We start from the raw sequence: 15,932 nt of genomic DNA on the forward strand, positions 1-15,932 counted from the left end.
ACGTTCGGCCCCCGGCGTGCGGCCACCGTCACGTTGGCCGAGATCTAGGCTGGCTCGGTGGCTGCCACCGAGAAGTTCGCGCGACGCGCGACGCTGGCCCGTTCGGTGCGCCTGCTGTCCCAGTTCCGCTATGAGCAGACCGCGCCGGCCCGGTTCTACGGTGCGCTGGCCGACGACACCGCCGCCATGGTCATCGAGCTGTGGCGGGGGGTGTGCGGCGACGATCCGGCCGGCAGGACCCTGCTCGACGTCGGTGGCGGGCCGGGCTACTTCGCCACCGCGTTCGCCGACGCCGGGCTGCGCTATATCGGTGTGGAACCCGACCCCGGCGAAGTCCACGCGATGCATGCGGCCCGGCCCTCGGACGCGACGGGCAGCTTCGTGCGGGCCTCCGGGATGGCCCTGCCGTTCGCCGACGCGAGCGTGGACATCTGCCTGTCGTCCAACGTCGCCGAGCACGTGCCGCGGCCCTGGCAGCTGGGCAACGAGATGCTGCGGGTCACCCGGCCCGGCGGGCTGGCGGTGCTGTCCTACACGGTGTGGCTGGGTCCGTTCGGCGGCCACGAGATGGGGCTGACGCACTATCTGGGCGGCCGGCGCGCCGCCGCGCGCTACACCCGCCGGCACGGCCACCCGCCGAAGAACAACTACGGCTCGTCATTGTTCGCAGTGTCGGCCGCCGAGGGCCTGGACTGGGCCCGTCACACCGGCGCCCTGGTCGCGGCTTTTCCCCGTTATCACCCGCGATGGGCGTGGTCGATGACGAAGGTGCCGGGCATTCGCGAGTTCGGTGTGAGCAATCTGGTGCTGGTGCTACAACCGGGCTGATGGATTGACTGCAACGTGTTCTAATCCGCCCGCCGGCTAGGTAGGGTGGCGCCCATGACCGACTCCAGCATCACCGAATACGACACCCTCTTCATCGGCGGCAAGTGGACCGCTCCGTCCACCGATCGGGTGATCGAGGTTCACAACCCGGCGACCGGCGAGTATGTCGGCAAGGTGCCGCTGGCTGCCAAGGCCGATGTGGATGCGGCGGTGGCCGCCGCGCGCACCGCGTTTGACTCCGGGCCCTGGCCGTCGACCCCGCCGGCCGAGCGGGCCGCGGTGATCGCCGCCGCGATCAAGCTCATGGAAGAGCGCAAGGACCAGTTCACCCGGCTGCTGGGCGCCGAGACCGGCCAGCCCCCGCTGGGCGTCGAAACCATGCACTGGATGAGCTCCATCGGGGCGCTGAACTTCTTCGCCGGCCCCGCCGTCGACGAGGTCAGCTGGGAAGAGGTCCGCACCGGCGCCTACGGCCAGACGATCGTGCGCCGCGAACCGATCGGCGTGGTCGGTGCGATCGTGGCGTGGAACGTGCCGCTGTTCCTGGCGGTCAACAAGCTGGGTCCGGCCCTGCTGGCCGGCTGCACGGTGGTGCTCAAGCCTGCCGCCGAGACGCCGTTCAGCGCGAACCTGCTGGCGCAGACCTTCGCCGACGCAGGCTTGCCGGAGGGCGTGCTGTCGGTGGTGCCGGGCGGCGCCGAGACCGGCCAGGCGCTGACCTCCAACCCGGGCGTGGACATCTTCTCCTTCACCGGCAGCTCGGCCGTCGGCAAGGAGATCGGCAAGCGCGCCGCGGACCTGCTCAAGCCGTGCACGCTGGAACTCGGCGGCAAGTCGGCGTCCATCGTGCTCGAAGACGTCGACCTGGCGTCGGCGATCCCCATGCTGGTGTTCTCCGGGATCATGAACACCGGTCAGGCCTGTGTCGCCCAGACCCGCATCCTGGCCCCACGCTCGCGCTACGACGAGATCGTCGAGGCCGTCAAGAACTTCGTCACCGCGCTGCCGGTGGGCCTGCCGGATGACCCGGGCGCCCAGATCGGTGCGCTGATCAGCGAGAAGCAGCGCGAGCGGGTCGAGGGCTACATCGCCAAGGGCATCGAGGAAGGCGCCCGGCTGGTCTGCGGCGGCGGCCGGCCCGAGGGTCTGGACTCCGGCTTCTTCGTCGAGCCCACCGTGTTCGCCGACGTGGACAACTCCATGACGATCGCCCAGGAGGAGATCTTCGGGCCGGTGCTGTCGATCATCGCCTACGACACCGAGGACGACGCGGTCGCGATCGCCAACGACTCGATGTACGGGCTGGCCGGCAGCGTGTGGACCTCGGACGTGCCGCGCGGGATCGAGATCGCCAAGAAGATCCGGACCGGGACCTACGGAATCAACTGGTACGCCTTCGACCCGTGCTGCCCGTTCGGTGGCTACAAGAACTCCGGTATCGGCCGGGAGAACGGCAAAGAGGGCGTGGAGCACTTCACCCAGCAGAAGAGCGTGCTGATGCCGATGGGTTACACACTGGACGCCTGATCGGGCATCGCCCGGATCGGCTCACCTTGCCGTTGCTGCAACGGTAAGCCCCTATACTGCCGTGCGTGGGCGTGCTGCTGTGGTTTGCACCCTGGGCGGTGTACTGGGTGCTGGCGGGAAATACGCCGCCAGTGATCGCCGCGGCGGTGGCGCTGGTTGTTGCGTGCGCTGTTTGGGTGAGCAGCCGCGAGTCGCCGGCACGCCTGCTGGGCATCGGAGCCGTTGCGACGTTCGCGGTGCTGGCGGTACTGCCGCTGGCGTTCACCGGGGCGCAGCGCTGGGTCCTGGCGCTGAGTTTCGCCGGACTGTTGGCGACGCTGCTCGCCGGCATGGCGCTGGGCAGACCCGTGGTGGAAGCCGTCGTCAAGGCGGATCTGCCGGCAGCGGTGGCGCAATCCGAGCTGGTCGGTCCCGTCGTGAATCGGGTGACGTGGACGTGGCTAGGCGCTTTGACGGCGATGCTCGCCTCGGCGGTGATCCCGCCGATCGCCCTGACCCATGCCGCGCTGCACAACACCCGTTGTCCGCTGATCTACCTGTGCTACTGGGTCATTCCGTTCGGGATCCTGGCCGCGGCGGTGATCGCCTCGCGCATCCTGTCGGATCGCATGACCGCCGGCTTCGGCGACGCGGTGCGCAAGACGAGCTTCGTCGCCTTCGTCGACCTGGAGATCGACCAGCTGTACTACCTGGCCACCGAACACGCCAACCGTGAAGTCGGCCCCGGCGAAGAGGCCTACAACGTCACCGTCGGCACCAAGGGAACACCGCTGTCGGGCGACGACACCCGGGTGTCGTGGCCGTCCACCTACAAGGTTCGGCAACGGCGCAGCTGAGTCGGAGACGGCGCGGCTCAGCTCCGGAACAACCGCTGCCGGCGGCGATGCTCGATGCAGCGCCCCACCCGGGTGCGGTAGAAGTCTTCGTCGCGCGCGCCGGCGGTGTACAGCCGCGCCCCGAGCCGGTCCCGGAGCTCATCGAGATCCACCGGATCGGTGGTGGCGTTGGCCAGCACCCAGTCGACGGCGGCGTCGCTGCCCTGTTCCCGGCAGATCCGCTCGGCCTGTTTGGCCGCAGCGCGCTTGTGAAACCTGGCGAACCCGCGCCTGCTCCAGGCGCGCAACTCCAGGGCTTCCAGGTCGAGCAGTTCGCGCAACACCGACAGCGGCCCGTCCGGCACAGTCTTGAACGGTGCGGCGTCGACGAAAGTCAGTGCGCCGTCGGGGCGACGGATTTGTTCGACATCAGGCTCGACCACCACGGCCCCGCGCCCCTTGGCCAGCTCGTGGGCCCACCGGACGATCGCATAGCCCTGATCGGGTAGCCGGTATTTCCGGGTATGGGTGTGCACGGCGAGGCGCCTTCGCTAGAACGCGTCCTCGGAGAGATCCATCACCGCGAGGTCTTCACTTTCCACGATCCGCCGATCCGCACCGAGCCGGGGTAACACGTTGGCCGCGAAGAACTTTGCCGCGGACACCTTGCCGCGGTAGAAATGCTGATCGTCGCCGGTGGCGCCTTGATCCAGCGCACCCAGCGCGATCTCGGCCTGACGTAGCAGCAGCCAGCCGATCACCAGGTCGCCGACGGCCAGCAGGAACCGCACCGACCCCAAGCCCACCCGATAGAGCTCCCGAGCCTCCTGTTGCGACCCGAACATGTATCCGGTCATGGCGGCCACCATCGCCCGCGCATCGTCGAGCGCGGCGGCCAGCAGCTTGCGGGAATCGGCCAGCTCCGGATGACCGTCGGCGCTGTCGAGGAATTCCTCTATCTGGGCCACCAGATGCCCCAGCGCCACACCGCGGTCGCGGGCAATCTTGCGAAAGAAGAAGTCCTGCGCCTGAATTGCGGTGGTGCCCTCATAGAGCGAATCGATCTTGGCGTCACGGATGTACTGCTCGATCGGATAGTCCTGCAGGAAGCCCGAGCCGCCGAACGTCTGCAGCGATTCGGTGAGGTACTGGTAGGCCCGTTCCGAGCCGACGCCCTTCACGATCGGAAGCAGCAGGTCGTTGACCCGGTCGGCCATCTCGGCGTCGGCACCCGATACCTGCACGGCCACTTCGGGGTTCTGGTGGGCCGCGGTGTAGAGGTACAGCGCCCGCATTCCCTCGGCGTAGACCTTCTGCATCATCAGGGCGCGCCGCACATCCGGGTGGTGGATGATGGTCACCCGCGGCGCCGTCTTGTCGGTCATCTGGGTCAGGTCGGCCCCCTGAATGCGGGTCTTGGCGTACTCCAGCGCATTCAGGTAGCCGGTGGACAGGGTGGCAATCGCCTTGGTTCCCACCATCATTCGCGCATACTCAATGACGTGGAACATCTGCGCGATACCGTTGCGGGTGTCGCCGACCAGCCATCCTTTCGCCGGAATGCCGTGCTGGCCGAACGTCAGCTCGCAGGTGGTTGAAACCTTCAGCCCCATCTTGTGTTCCAGCCCGGTGACGAACACCCCGTTGCGCTCGCCTGGCTCCCCGGTCTCGGGGTCCGGCAGGAACTTGGGGACTAGGAACAGGCTGAGTCCCTTGGTCCCCGGCCCGGCGCCCTCGGGGCGGGCCAGGGTCATATGCATGATGTTCTCGAACATGTCGTCGGTGTCGCCGTTGGTGATGAACCGCTTGACGCCGTCGATGTGCCAGCTGCCGTCGGGCTGCTCGATGGCCTTGGTGCGGCCCGCGCCGACGTCAGAGCCGGCGTCGGGTTCGGTGAGCACCATGGTGGCGGCCCAGTTTCGCTCGATCGCCATGGAAGCCCAGTGCCGCTGCTGCTCGTTACCCAGCCCGTAGAGGATGTTGGCGAAGATCGGCCCGGCCATGAAGATGAACACCGCGGGATTGGCGCCCAGCGCCAGTTCGTTGATCGCCCAGGACACCATCGCCGGGGCCGGCACCCCGCCGACCTCCTCTACCAGGCCGATCCGAAACCACTCGCCCTCCTTCCAGGCCCGCAACGACTCCTTGAAGGGCTCCGGCAGCGTCACGTGGTGAGTGGCCGGGTCGAACACCGGCGGATGGCGGTCACTGGCGGCGAACGACTCGGCTACCGGCCCCTCGGCCAGCCGGGCGGCCTCGGCCAGCATCTGGCGCACGGTGTCGCCGTCGAGATCTCCGAATGCGCCGTCGGCCAGGCATTGCTCCAGGCCCAGCAGCTCGAACAGATTGAATTCCAGGTCGCGGACATTGCTCTTGTAGTGACCCATAGGTCCAGCATGCACCTGAACCATGCACAGGTCGCCGGAATCGCGACGTTTCAGCGCACCCTAACGCACCACGTGCAATCCCCACTGGCGCAGGAAGGGATCCAGCAGGACGAAGTCGGTGGAGTAGTCGTCATCCACCGGTCCGCCCATCAGCAGACCGACCGCACTGACGGTGCCGTCCGGGTTGACCACGTAGCCGGGACTGCCGCTGTCGCCGATGGTGCTGTACACATCGGTCTCCACCAGGTTGCCGATGATGGCGCTGACCGGACCGCAGGTCTCACCGGTCTGGGCACCGGTCTTGCAGATGGTCATGCCGACGTGAATCTGATCAGCGGTCAGCACGTTGGCCACCGGGTAGCGGCCAGCGACTTTGCCATTGGGCCGGCCGGCGGCCGGGTCGAGCCGGATGATCGCGGCGTCCCGGTCTTCGCCGTTGTTCTCACTCGCAGTGATCCGGCCCAGGGGTGTCTCGAAGACATCGGTCCACTGCGATCCGTCGTGCGAGTCGCAGTGGCCGCTGGTCAGCAGGTAGTAGTCGCCGTGGTCGTTCTGGGTGACGAAGCCCGCTGTGCAGCTGCTGCTGTCGTCCAGCAACTCGATGCCCGGCATCGGCCCGGCCGACGCGATGCCGGCGAACGCCAGTCCCGCGGCCGCCATCACGCCCGCCCACGCGATCCTGACCATCAGGTGTCCAGCACCGTCGCCACTTTGGCCTCGACGTCGCCCAGGCCGGCCAGATCGATGCCGAAGCGGTCGGTCAGAGCCGTGCACACCTGTGCGGCGTCGTCGAACCGGATCCGCTCGGTGCCGCCGCCGGCGTGGACGGCGAGGTTGCGACCGCGCAGGTTCCAGCGGGCGTCGTCGGTCACCAGCGCCGCACTGAGGCCGATGACAAAGTTCGACTCGGGGTAGGTGGACACGTACCAACTGCCCACCTGCATGTCGATCAGCGGCCGTGGCTGAAGTCCCAGGATGTACAGCGGCCGCCAACGCTCGCCGATCAGCGTCTCCAACACGTACTCGTCCGCGTCGCTCCCGCGCTCACGCAGCCGGAACGGCTCGTGGGAGGTCTGTTGAATATCGCCGGGGACCATCGGGATCGGTGCCGTCGGCGTCTGTCCGCCGAAGCCCACGTCGACGAGATATTGCTGGTCCGACCCCGGAATCGTCACCGCCAAGGCCTGATGGGTCTGAGGATGCGGCGGCCCGTCGAGTCCCTGCGGGCTCATCCACACCACCCGCCCGGCCAGCCGGTCGGCTCCGAATCCGAGCTCACACAGCACCTCTCGCATCAGGTTGTTGTGCTCGTAGCAGTAGCCGCCGCGGCGGCGCGCCACCAGCTTGGCCGCCAGTGCCGCCGAGCCGAGATCGATCACCGGCACCCCCATCAGGGGGTCGAGATTCTCGAACGGAATGTGGCGGACGTGCGCGGACACCAGGGAGCCGAGCGTCTGAAGCGTCGGCTCGGTGCCACCGCGATAGCCGATGCGGTCGAAGTAACCCTGCAGGTCGATGCGGAGCTCCCCTCGGCTACTCGGAACAGTGCGCTGATGGTATCCAGCACCGGGTCCAAGCCGGTAACATGGGCAAAACTAGAACACGTTTCAATTGAGGGGGCCGCGGTGGACACGCCGGACAACGACTGGTCGGACGACCTTCCACGGCCCATTACAAAGTGGGACCCGGGTCTGACCGAACGGGTGATGGGCCTGCTACGACCGTTCATCAAGGGCTACCACCGTGCCGAGGTGCGAGGCTTGGAGTCGTTCCCGAAGGGCGGCGCCCTGGTGGTGTCGAACCATTCCGGCGGCCTGTTCGCGATGGACGTCCCGGTGTTCGCCACCGGCTTCTACGACACCTTCGGCTACGACCGTCCCGTCTACACGCTCAGCCACGACCTGATCTTCACCGGTTTCACCGCTGACTTCTTCCGCAAGACCGGGTTCATCCCCGCCAACCACGCCAACGCCGACGAGGCCCTGCGCTCCGGCGGCGTGGTGGTGGTCTTCCCGGGCGGTGACTACGACGTCTACCGGCCGACGCTGGAAGAGAACAAGATCGACTTCGGCGGCCGCAAGGGCTACATCCGCGCCGCGATCAACGCAGGTGTGCCGATCGTGCCGACAGTCGGGATCGGTGGACAGGAAAGCCAGTTCTACCTGTCCCGCGGCACCGGGCTGGCCAAGGCCCTGCGGCTGGACAAGCTGATGCGGGTCAAGATTCTGCCGATCTCGTTCGGCTTCCCGTTCGGCCTTTCCGCGGTGTTGCCGGTCAACCTGCCACTGCCCACCAAGATCGTCATGCAGGTGTGCGAACCGATCGACATCATCGCGGAGTTCGGCGAGGACCCCGACATCGACGTCGTCGACGCGCACGTGCGCACCGTCATGCAGGAGGCGCTGGACAAGCTCGCCCGCGAACGCCGTCTGCCGATCCTGGGCTGAGCGGCATGGGCCTGTTCGACTCGCTCAATCGGGCCGGCTCGATGCTGGTGACCTTCAGCCGGGCCGGCCTGTTGGCGCCCATGCGCCCGGACAAATACCTGCGGATCGCGGCCGCGGCGGCCGCTGAGGGCGGCACCACCACCACTGGGATCGCCATGGCGGCCCAGCGGTGCGGCGACCGCGCGGCAATCATCGACGAACACGGCACCTGCACCTACGCCGAACTCGACCGGCGCTGTAACGCGCTGGCCGCCGCCCTGCAACGACTGCCCGGCCGGACACCCCGGGCGATCGCCCTGATGTGCCGTAACCATCGCGGCTTCATCGAGGCGCTGGCGGCCGCGAACCGGATCGGCGCCGACGTGCTGTTGCTCAACACCAGCTTCGCCGGGCCGGCGTTGGCCGAGGTCGTCGCCCGTGAAGGTGTCGACCTGATCTTCTACGACGAAGAGTTCACCGCGGCAGTGGATCTGGCGGTGCCGGCCGACTCGGGGTGCACGCGGGTGGTGAGCTGGACCGACAACGAGGTCCCCGGCCTGACCGCAGACGAGTTGATCGACGCCAACGCCGGACGCCGACCGGCCAAGGCGTCTCGGAGCGGCAAGCTGGTGATGCTCACCTCCGGAACCACCGGCACCCCCAAAGGCGCACGACGCTCCGGCCGCGGTGGGGGCGGAATCGCGGACCTACAAGCCATTTTCGACCGGATTCCCTGGCACACCGAGGAAACCGTGGTCATCGCCGCGCCGATGTTCCACGCCTGGGGTTTCTCCCAGCTGGCGCTGGCGCTGACCATGGCCTGCACGATCGCCACCCGGCGCAAGTTCGACCCCGAAACCACCCTGGCGCTGATCGAGTCGAACCAGGCGGCCGGACTGTGCGTGGTGCCGGTCATGTTCGACCGGATCATGGCGCTTCCCGACGAAGTCCGGAACCAATACCCTTGCGCGTCACTGCGGTTCGCGACAGCCTCCGGTTCACGGATGCGCCCCGACGTGGTGACGGCGTTCATGGACGCGTTCGGCGACGTGGTCTACAACAACTACAACGCAACCGAGGCCGGCATGATCGCGCTGGCGACTCCGGAAGACCTGCGCTACTCCCCCGACACCGCCGGCCGCCCGGCGCCGGGAACCGAGATCCGGATCCTGGACGCTGATTTGGCCGAGGTTCCGGCCGGGGCGACCGGGCAGATCTTCGTCCGAAACTCCTCGCAGTTCGACGGCTACACGGGCGGTGACTCGAAGCTGTTCCACGATGGTTTCATGGCGTCCGGCGACCTGGGCTACTTCGACGGCACCGGAAGGCTTTTCGTGGTCGGACGGGACGACGAGATGATCGTCTCCGGGGGTGAGAACGTCTACCCGATCGAGACGGAGAAGGCGCTGACCAACCATGCCGCGGTCGCCGAGGCCGCCGTGATCGGTGTCGACGACGCCGACTACGGACAGCGCCTGGTGGCCTTCGTGGTGTTGGCACCCGGCGCTGCGGCCACCCCCGACGAGCTGAAGCAGCATGTCCGGGACAACTTGGCCGGATACAAGGTTCCTCGCGACATCACAATCCTGGATGCGTTGCCGCGCAACAACACCGGAAAGGTACTGCGCCGGGAACTGCAGGCGCTGGCGGCGAGCGACTGATTTTCAGGCGGAGGGTGCGCTGAACTCGCCCAGCAGCGCCGCCAGTTGTGCTCGGCTTCCGACGCCGGTGCGCGCTGTCGCCCGGTACAGGTGGCCTTCGACGGTACGGGTCGACACGCTGAGCACCTCCGCAATCTGCCGGTTCGAAAGGCCTTGCGAAACAAGCGAGATTATCTCGCGCTCGCGATCGGTGAGCGGCAGTGGTTGCACGACTCGGCGCAACACCGGGCTGACCGCGCCGCCGCTGTCTCGGGCCAACCGTTGCGCCCTTCCCGCGGCAGTGAGAGCCGACCCGCGGTGTCCCCGATTCCGGTACGCCAGAGCAGCGTGCGCGGATGCGTCGGCGGCGCACAACATGTCGCCCATTTGCTCGAACCGATCGGACGCCTCGCCGAACATGTCACCGTCGCCCGCCGCGACTGCGGCGGCCAGTACTGCCGCCGCGTCGGCGCGCGGTCCTTCTACGAGGTGGTTCAGCTCCGCCAGCCTCGCCGCCGAACGCTTGTCACCGAATTGACAAGCGGTCTGCAGGCACAGGACTTCACGTGCCCATTGCTCGTGATCGCGCGCGTACTCGGCGGCTTGGAACGCGGCAGCGATGGCGGGTGAGACGGCGCCTCGCGCGGCGGCGACCCATGCGGTGGCAAGTAGGCGATCCGGTTCAAGGTAGGCGAAAGCCGGATGCTTGAGCCGGGTCATAGTGGCCAGTGCGGCGGTTGCGGCGTCCAACTCGCCCAACCGGGCGAACACCTCCACGGTGACTATCGAGAAGCGGTAGCACAGCGTCGACGGTTCGCCCAGCTCGGCGAAGATCGCGTTCGCGGTGGTCATCTGCTGCTGGGCGGCGCGAAGGTCGCCCTCGCCCAGCGCGGCCAGGCCACTGATCGCGGTCGCCACCGTGCTCGCGATTCCGGGCATGTCGGCACAACGCCGCCGCGTCTCCGCGGCGGTTGCCTGCGCTTCGCGGATGCGGCCCGCGACCAGTAGCGCGGTGACATGGTGATCGGCCAGCCCCACGCCCGGGTATGTCGCTTCGGGCGAGGTGGCGGCCAGCGCGTAGCCGGTAGCCGCGGCCCGCGTCGCCTCGGCGATCCTGCCGATGTCGCCGAGCGCGATGACCAGCGCCCAGACCGCAACCAGGCCGGCCACCGCGGGAAGACGCGGCAAGTCCACCGTCCGCGCGGCCGCGATGGCTTCCCGGGGACGCGCCGCCGACGCCAACTGTATGGAGCGCACTGCCTGCAGGGTCTGTTGGACAGACCGATTCTGCGGGTGCTGGCTCAATGCCTCGTCGACGAGCCGCCAGGACAGCTCCGGTTTCGACATGGGCCACAGGCAGTTGGCGGCCCGGACCGTCATCACGTTGCAGCGCTGATCTTCCTCCAGCGCTGCGAGATCGACGGCGCCAAAGATCGCCTCGGCCTCTTCGGCTCGGCTCATCAGGTTCAGGACGTAGGCGTAGAGGATGTGCGCTTGCACCAGGCCGTGCTGCCGGGCCGGTTGCACCAGCCGTTCCACCAGCGGCAGGTCGAGTCGCTGAAACGCGGCAGCCGCGGCCCGCAGCGACAGGTCCGGATTCGGGGGCAGATCGGATTCGGCCCAGAGCACACCGGCCCGGATGAGGGCGTCGACGTCGGAATCGGTGCTGTCGATCAACGCCCGGGCGACTCGGCCTCGCAAGCGGCGCATCCGGAGGGGCCCGCACTGGTTGCGGCGGATCTCGCCGTAGAGGGGGTGGCCGATACGCACGGTGCGTTCCCCCGGCGCGGTCATGGTGATCAGTCCCCGTCGCTCGGCCTGTTCCATCGCATCGCTGTCTGCCAACACGGAAAGCACGTTGGCATCCACCGGCTCGGACACCGCGACGAGATCCACGACGTCGAGCACCGCCTCGGGGACTGACCCTACGTGCGAGGTGATCAGCGCCAGCAAGCTCGCCGATGCGGCCGGCGAACCCGTCCAGAACCACCGCTCATCTCGAGCGGCCAACCGTCCCGCCGCACACTCCTGCTCCACCAGATGCCGCAGGTACAGCACGTTTCCGCAGGTGAGCTCCCACATCCGTTGCGCGCAGCCGGCATCGACAGGCCCGTCCAACGCGGATTCCAGCAGCAGGTCCGATTCACGGCGCGACAGCGGCTGAAGCTCCATCAACAGCAGCCTTCTGTCCTTCCACAAGGCGGTCACCAGGTCGGGGACTTCCGATCCACTGCGGACGGTGATCATCACGTGCGCCGCACGCCGCAGCACCAGTTGATGAACCACCAATGCTGACAGTGCATCCAGGAACTGGGCGTCATCGATCACCACCACGACCGGTCCCGAAGGCACCGCCGTCAAGGCATCGATGACCTCGCCGATCACGTGCACCGAAGGGGCGTCACCGGTTCCGCCGGCCCACTCAGCAAACGCGGCCAGCGGGATCGCCTGGGTGCTCTGCGTGCCTACGGCCCAGCGCACCGTCGCGCCCGAAGCGCGGGCAACGGACGCCGCCTCGGTGGCCAGCCGGCTCTTCCCCACGCCCGCCGACCCGAGAATGGCAGCACCGATATACCCCTCACCGTCGGCGTTCAGCGCCTCGGTCAGCAGCCGAAGTTCATCCTCGCGGCCGGTCAGCGGCCACCGCGATGCCCCGGATGTCAGCCGCCACCCCGCAGCATGCGGATCCGCCACAACATGTCGGTGAATGTACGTGGTGTTCCGCGTGGTTGACGTGGGTTTTACGGACAAAACGAGTGGTCGGCTACTCCAACGGCCGGCACCGGCTCAAGCGATGCTGCCGGTGTGGACGCCGACGAATCAGAATCCGTGAGCGAGCTGGTTGACCAGTTGCCCGTGTCGTACCGGACCGCACTGCAGCTGCAGGCGTCGGGCATGTCTCACGACGCGATCGCCGAGTGCCTCCGTATCCACCCCGAGGGAGTCGACACCATCCTCCGACTCGCCGAGGCAAAACTGCGACGTTTGGGGCAGACCCCCGACTAAAGGACACCTAAGAAGAAATGAGGTAGTCGATTACTCGTACCGGCCCCAACCCGGTGGCCCGACACTGTCGGCATCCGACAGCGAGGAGCAGGCAATGAGGTGTCTGGCGGCAGTACTACGTGGCGTCGGTGCGGACTGGGAGATCTGCGAGGTCGACCTGGACCCGCCCCGCAACGGCGAGGTGTTGGTGCGGATGGCGGTGGCGGGCATCTGCCATTCCGATGATCACTTCGCCACCGGCGACCTGGTGCCGACGCCGGAGCTCGCCGAGCTGATGCGCGCCGGCGGGGCACCGGTGCCGAACCAGTTTCCGCTCGTCGGTGGGCACGAGGGCGCCGGGGTGGTCGAGCAGGTCGGCCCGGGCGTCACCGGCGTCAAACCCGGTGATCACGTCGCGATGTCGTTCATCCCCGCCTGCGGCCAGTGCAGGTGGTGCGTCAGCGGGCAGAGCTATCTCTGTGATGCTGGTTCCAGCCTGTCGCAGAAGGAGATGCCCACCGACGGGACATGTCGGCGCCACCTCGGTGACGAAGACCTGTACGCGATGACACAGCTGGGTACCTTCGCCGAGTACGCGGTCGTCTCCGAGAAGTCCGTGGTCCGGATCGACGACTCGATCTCGTTGACGGCCGCAGCCCTGGTTTCCTGCGGAGTGAGCACAGGCTGGGGTTCTGGGACTACCGCGGTCGGCACGCAAGTGGGTGACACCGTGGTGGTGATCGGCACCGGCGGGGTCGGCGTCAACGCCGTACAGGGCGCGCGAGCCGCGGGCGCCAAGTACGTCGTCGGTGTGGATCCGGTGGAGTTCAAGCGTGATTCAGCGAAGGTCTTCGGCGCCACCCATACCAGTCCCTCGGCCGAGGAGGCGATCGGGTTGGTGCGCGATATCACCGCCGGCGTGATGGCCGACCGGGTCGTGCTGACCGCCGGGGTCGTTCACACCGACCTGATACCGACAGCGATGATGCTGACCCGTAAGGGCGGCACGTGCCTACTCACCGGGATCACCCCGATGAACGAACTGACGGTGCCGCTGTCGCTGCTGGACATGGTCAACTTCGCCAAACAACTCAAAGGCATGCTCTTCGGCGGCATGAATCCGCGCACCAGCATCCCGATGCTGCTGTCGCTGTATCAGTCCGGCGCCCTCAAACTCGACGAACTGGTGACGCGCCGCTACCGACTCGACCAGATCAACGAGGCGATCACCGATCTGCACGAGGGCCGAAACATCCGCGGCGTCATCGAATTCGCGTCGTGAGCACTCGGAGGTTCGCCATGGCCCGCGTCATCGTCACCGGCGGCAACAGCGGCGTCGGCAAAGCGACCGCATCGATACTGGCCGGCGCCGGCTACCACGTGACGATCGCCTGCCGGACGCTGGACAAGGCCCGCCGGGCCGCCGCCGAGATGACCGGCGACGTCACGGTTGCTCAGCTCGATCTGGCCGATCTGGCCAGCGTGCGCCGGTTCGCCGACTCGGTGGACACGGTGGACGTTCTCATCAACAACGCCGGCGTATTCGGGCTGCCGCTCACCTACACCCGTGACGGTTTCGAGGCACACATCGGCACCAACCACCTCGGTCACTTCGCGTTGACCTGCCTGCTCGCCGAGAAGATCACCGACCGGGTGATCTCGGTGAGCAGCGCGGTGTACGCGGTCGGTCATATCGATCTCGACGACCTGCACTGGCGGCGACGCAAATACCGCAAGTGGGGCGCCTACGCGCAGTCGAAGCTGGCGAACATGCTGTTCGTCTCCGAGCTGGCCCGCCGGGGAATACGCGCCTACGCCACCGACCCGGGATCTGCCGACACCGACATCACCCGCGACACCACCGGGGTGATGCACTGGCTCGGCGAGCACAAGGTTGTGAAATTCCATCTGCAGAGCCCGGCGGATGCGGCACGTGCCAGCATCGAAGCCGTCACCACCACGCTGCCCAGCGGAAGCTATCTGGCGCCGCGCTTCAACCAGTGGGGCAGACCCAAGGCAACGGCCCTGCACCGCAAGGCATCTGATCCCGCGATGGCACAGCAGCTGTGGGATCTGTCCGCTGCGCTGACCGGCTGCGACTGGCCCGCGTGTACGCCAGGTCACGACGGTCCCCCTGCGGAGCCCGCCGGATCTCAACCATTCGGATGATGGCCGACGTCTGTCGATCTGATCGATTTGCACAAAAGCTCCCACTGTCTGCAGAGGAGGCATCCCATGGACCGTCGCAACCGCACTGTGCGGAATAGCCGCTCCGCCGCAGCCACAGCACGCCGCACGACTCGAGTGTTGAGTTGGGGTGCGGTCGGCGGCGCGTTCCTGCTGGCCCCGGTCGTCTTCCCACCGGACGCCGACGCCGACGCCGACCTCTTCGACTGGATTCTCGACCCGTTCTTGAATCCGGCCGGGGATGTGGCCGGCGACGCCGCCGCGACAGCTGACTTCGACGCCACAGTGGTGCAGCTGTTCACGCAGTACGTCGATATACCGCTGCATGACATGGAACAAGCCTTCATCACCGATCCGGCCAACGCGGCGTTCCTGGACATGATCAACCAGCCCTTCGTCGAGTTGTTCGGGCGAGATCTCATCGGCAACGGTGTGGCAGAGGCGGTCGACAACACGTCGATCCTCGGCAGCTCGGGTCTGTTCGGCGACCTGCACGATGGCGGGTTCTGGTTCGGCGACGGTGGCGCCGGCGCGACGGGGGTGACCGGCCTCAACGGCGGCGTCGGCGGGGCGGGCGGCGATGCCGGATTGTTCGGCTGGGGCGGCGCGGGCGGTGCGGGCGCCGACGGTGCGACCGGCGGAGACGGCGGTACCGGCGGGTGGTGGCTGGGTGACGGTGGCGCCGGCGGGGCCGGTGGCGACCACGGCGGCAATGGCGGCGACGGCGGTGCCGCCGTGCTGTTCGGCAACGGTGGGGCCGGCGGAGCGGGCGGGGATGGCAGCGCAGGTGCCGCTGGAGTCAACCCCCCGCAGAACGGCGCGGCCACGGCCGGTCGAAACGGCGCCGACGTGTTCGGCCCGCTGGGCGGTGCGGGCGGGGACGGCGGTAACGGTGTCGTCACCGGTACCGGCGCACAAACCGGCGGAGCGGGCGGCGGCGGCGGTTCGGCGCAGGGCGTCAACGGTGTCGCCTCGGGCGGACGCGGCGGGGACGGGGGCGACGGTGCCACCGGCGCGGCCGGCGGCGCCGGCGGCGATGGGGGCTCCGGGGCGGCCACCGCCGGCACGAACCCGGTCGCTCTTGGCGGTCACGGCGGGGACGGCGGTGACGGCGGCGCAGGGGTGAACGGTGGCGCC

At 67.9% G+C, this 15,932-nt stretch carries 13 protein-coding genes and 1 pseudogene; 9 read left to right on the plus strand and 5 right to left on the minus strand.

Annotation, left to right across the window (positions count from 1 at the left end; translation table 11 throughout):
- Nucleotides 1-57: 57 nt before the first annotated feature.
- The 3 genes from ABW16_RS17700 (at nucleotide 58) to ABW16_RS17710 (ending at nucleotide 3,191) form a co-directional block, all read left to right on the plus strand.
- Complete coding sequence (locus tag ABW16_RS17700) at nucleotides 58-828, plus strand: class I SAM-dependent methyltransferase (RefSeq protein WP_047320487.1); 771 nt, start codon at nucleotides 58-60, stop codon at nucleotides 826-828.
- Nucleotides 829-882: 54 nt separating this feature from the next.
- Entirely contained in the window at nucleotides 883-2,355 is a 1,473-nt protein-coding gene (locus ABW16_RS17705; RefSeq protein ID WP_047320488.1) for an aldehyde dehydrogenase, read from the plus strand.
- A gap of 65 nt (nucleotides 2,356-2,420) precedes the next feature.
- A complete protein-coding gene (locus ABW16_RS17710) occupies nucleotides 2,421-3,191 on the plus strand; it encodes a hypothetical protein (protein WP_047320489.1) in 771 nt (256 codons plus the stop codon).
- A gap of 17 nt (nucleotides 3,192-3,208) precedes the next feature.
- Here ABW16_RS17710 and ABW16_RS17715 read toward each other — a convergent pair whose 3' ends face one another.
- Genes ABW16_RS17715 through ABW16_RS17730 form a run of 4 tightly spaced genes read right to left on the minus strand, consistent with a single transcriptional unit; the run spans nucleotide 3,209 to nucleotide 7,074 of the window.
- Complete coding sequence (locus tag ABW16_RS17715; RefSeq protein ID WP_047320490.1) at nucleotides 3,209-3,706, minus strand: hypothetical protein; 498 nt, start codon at nucleotides 3,704-3,706, stop codon at nucleotides 3,209-3,211.
- A 15-nt stretch (nucleotides 3,707-3,721) separates the two neighbouring features.
- Entirely contained in the window at nucleotides 3,722-5,557 is a 1,836-nt protein-coding gene (locus ABW16_RS17720) for an acyl-CoA dehydrogenase (protein ID WP_047320491.1), read from the minus strand.
- A gap of 60 nt (nucleotides 5,558-5,617) precedes the next feature.
- On the minus strand, nucleotides 5,618-6,244 hold the full coding sequence (locus ABW16_RS17725; protein ID WP_047320492.1) for a S1 family peptidase: 627 nt from the start codon (nucleotides 6,242-6,244) through the stop codon (nucleotides 5,618-5,620).
- Nucleotides 6,244-7,074 (minus strand): arylamine N-acetyltransferase family protein, encoded by an 831-nt coding sequence (locus ABW16_RS17730; protein ID WP_047320493.1) that lies wholly within the window; start codon nucleotides 7,072-7,074, stop codon nucleotides 6,244-6,246. The genes ABW16_RS17725 and ABW16_RS17730 overlap by 1 nt, the downstream gene beginning before the upstream one ends.
- Nucleotides 7,075-7,263: 189 nt before the next feature.
- Here ABW16_RS17730 and ABW16_RS17735 point away from each other — a divergent pair, with 189 nt between their 5' ends.
- Both ABW16_RS17735 and fadD12 read left to right on the plus strand, forming a co-directional pair.
- Nucleotides 7,264-8,004, plus strand: a complete 741-nt coding sequence (locus tag ABW16_RS17735) for a 1-acyl-sn-glycerol-3-phosphate acyltransferase (protein WP_230987676.1) — start codon at nucleotides 7,264-7,266, stop codon at nucleotides 8,002-8,004.
- A 5-nt stretch (nucleotides 8,005-8,009) separates the two neighbouring features.
- Complete coding sequence (gene fadD12 / locus ABW16_RS17740) at nucleotides 8,010-9,644, plus strand: acyl-CoA ligase FadD12 (protein WP_047320495.1); 1,635 nt, start codon at nucleotides 8,010-8,012, stop codon at nucleotides 9,642-9,644.
- A 3-nt stretch (nucleotides 9,645-9,647) separates the two neighbouring features.
- On the opposite strand, the gene ABW16_RS17745 is transcribed toward fadD12, so the two are convergent.
- The gene (locus tag ABW16_RS17745; protein WP_052956965.1) at nucleotides 9,648-12,317 is read right to left on the minus strand and encodes a helix-turn-helix transcriptional regulator; all 2,670 of its coding nucleotides are present in this window, start codon (nucleotides 12,315-12,317) and stop codon (nucleotides 9,648-9,650) included.
- 135 nt (nucleotides 12,318-12,452) lie between these two features.
- Between ABW16_RS17745 and ABW16_RS17750 the strand changes: the two genes are divergently transcribed.
- From ABW16_RS17750 to ABW16_RS27825, 4 genes and pseudogenes are all read left to right on the plus strand, one after another.
- Nucleotides 12,453-12,629 carry a sigma factor-like helix-turn-helix DNA-binding protein gene (locus ABW16_RS17750; protein WP_157864255.1) on the plus strand — a complete coding sequence of 59 codons (177 nt, stop codon included), beginning with the start codon at nucleotides 12,453-12,455 and terminating at the stop codon, nucleotides 12,627-12,629.
- 94 nt (nucleotides 12,630-12,723) lie between these two features.
- Nucleotides 12,724-13,890, plus strand: a complete 1,167-nt coding sequence (locus ABW16_RS17755) for an NDMA-dependent alcohol dehydrogenase (protein ID WP_047320497.1) — start codon at nucleotides 12,724-12,726, stop codon at nucleotides 13,888-13,890.
- A gap of 17 nt (nucleotides 13,891-13,907) precedes the next feature.
- Nucleotides 13,908-14,777, plus strand: coding sequence for an SDR family NAD(P)-dependent oxidoreductase (locus ABW16_RS17760; RefSeq protein WP_047320498.1), 870 nt, complete (start codon nucleotides 13,908-13,910; stop codon nucleotides 14,775-14,777).
- A gap of 66 nt (nucleotides 14,778-14,843) precedes the next feature.
- A pseudogene (locus ABW16_RS27825) lies at nucleotides 14,844-15,932 on the plus strand (hypothetical protein); the annotation flags it as partial.

The sequence above is a fragment of the Mycolicibacter heraklionensis genome, from assembly GCF_001021505.1.
In the GTDB taxonomy this organism is placed as follows: Bacteria; Actinomycetota; Actinomycetes; order Mycobacteriales; family Mycobacteriaceae; genus Mycobacterium; species Mycobacterium heraklionense.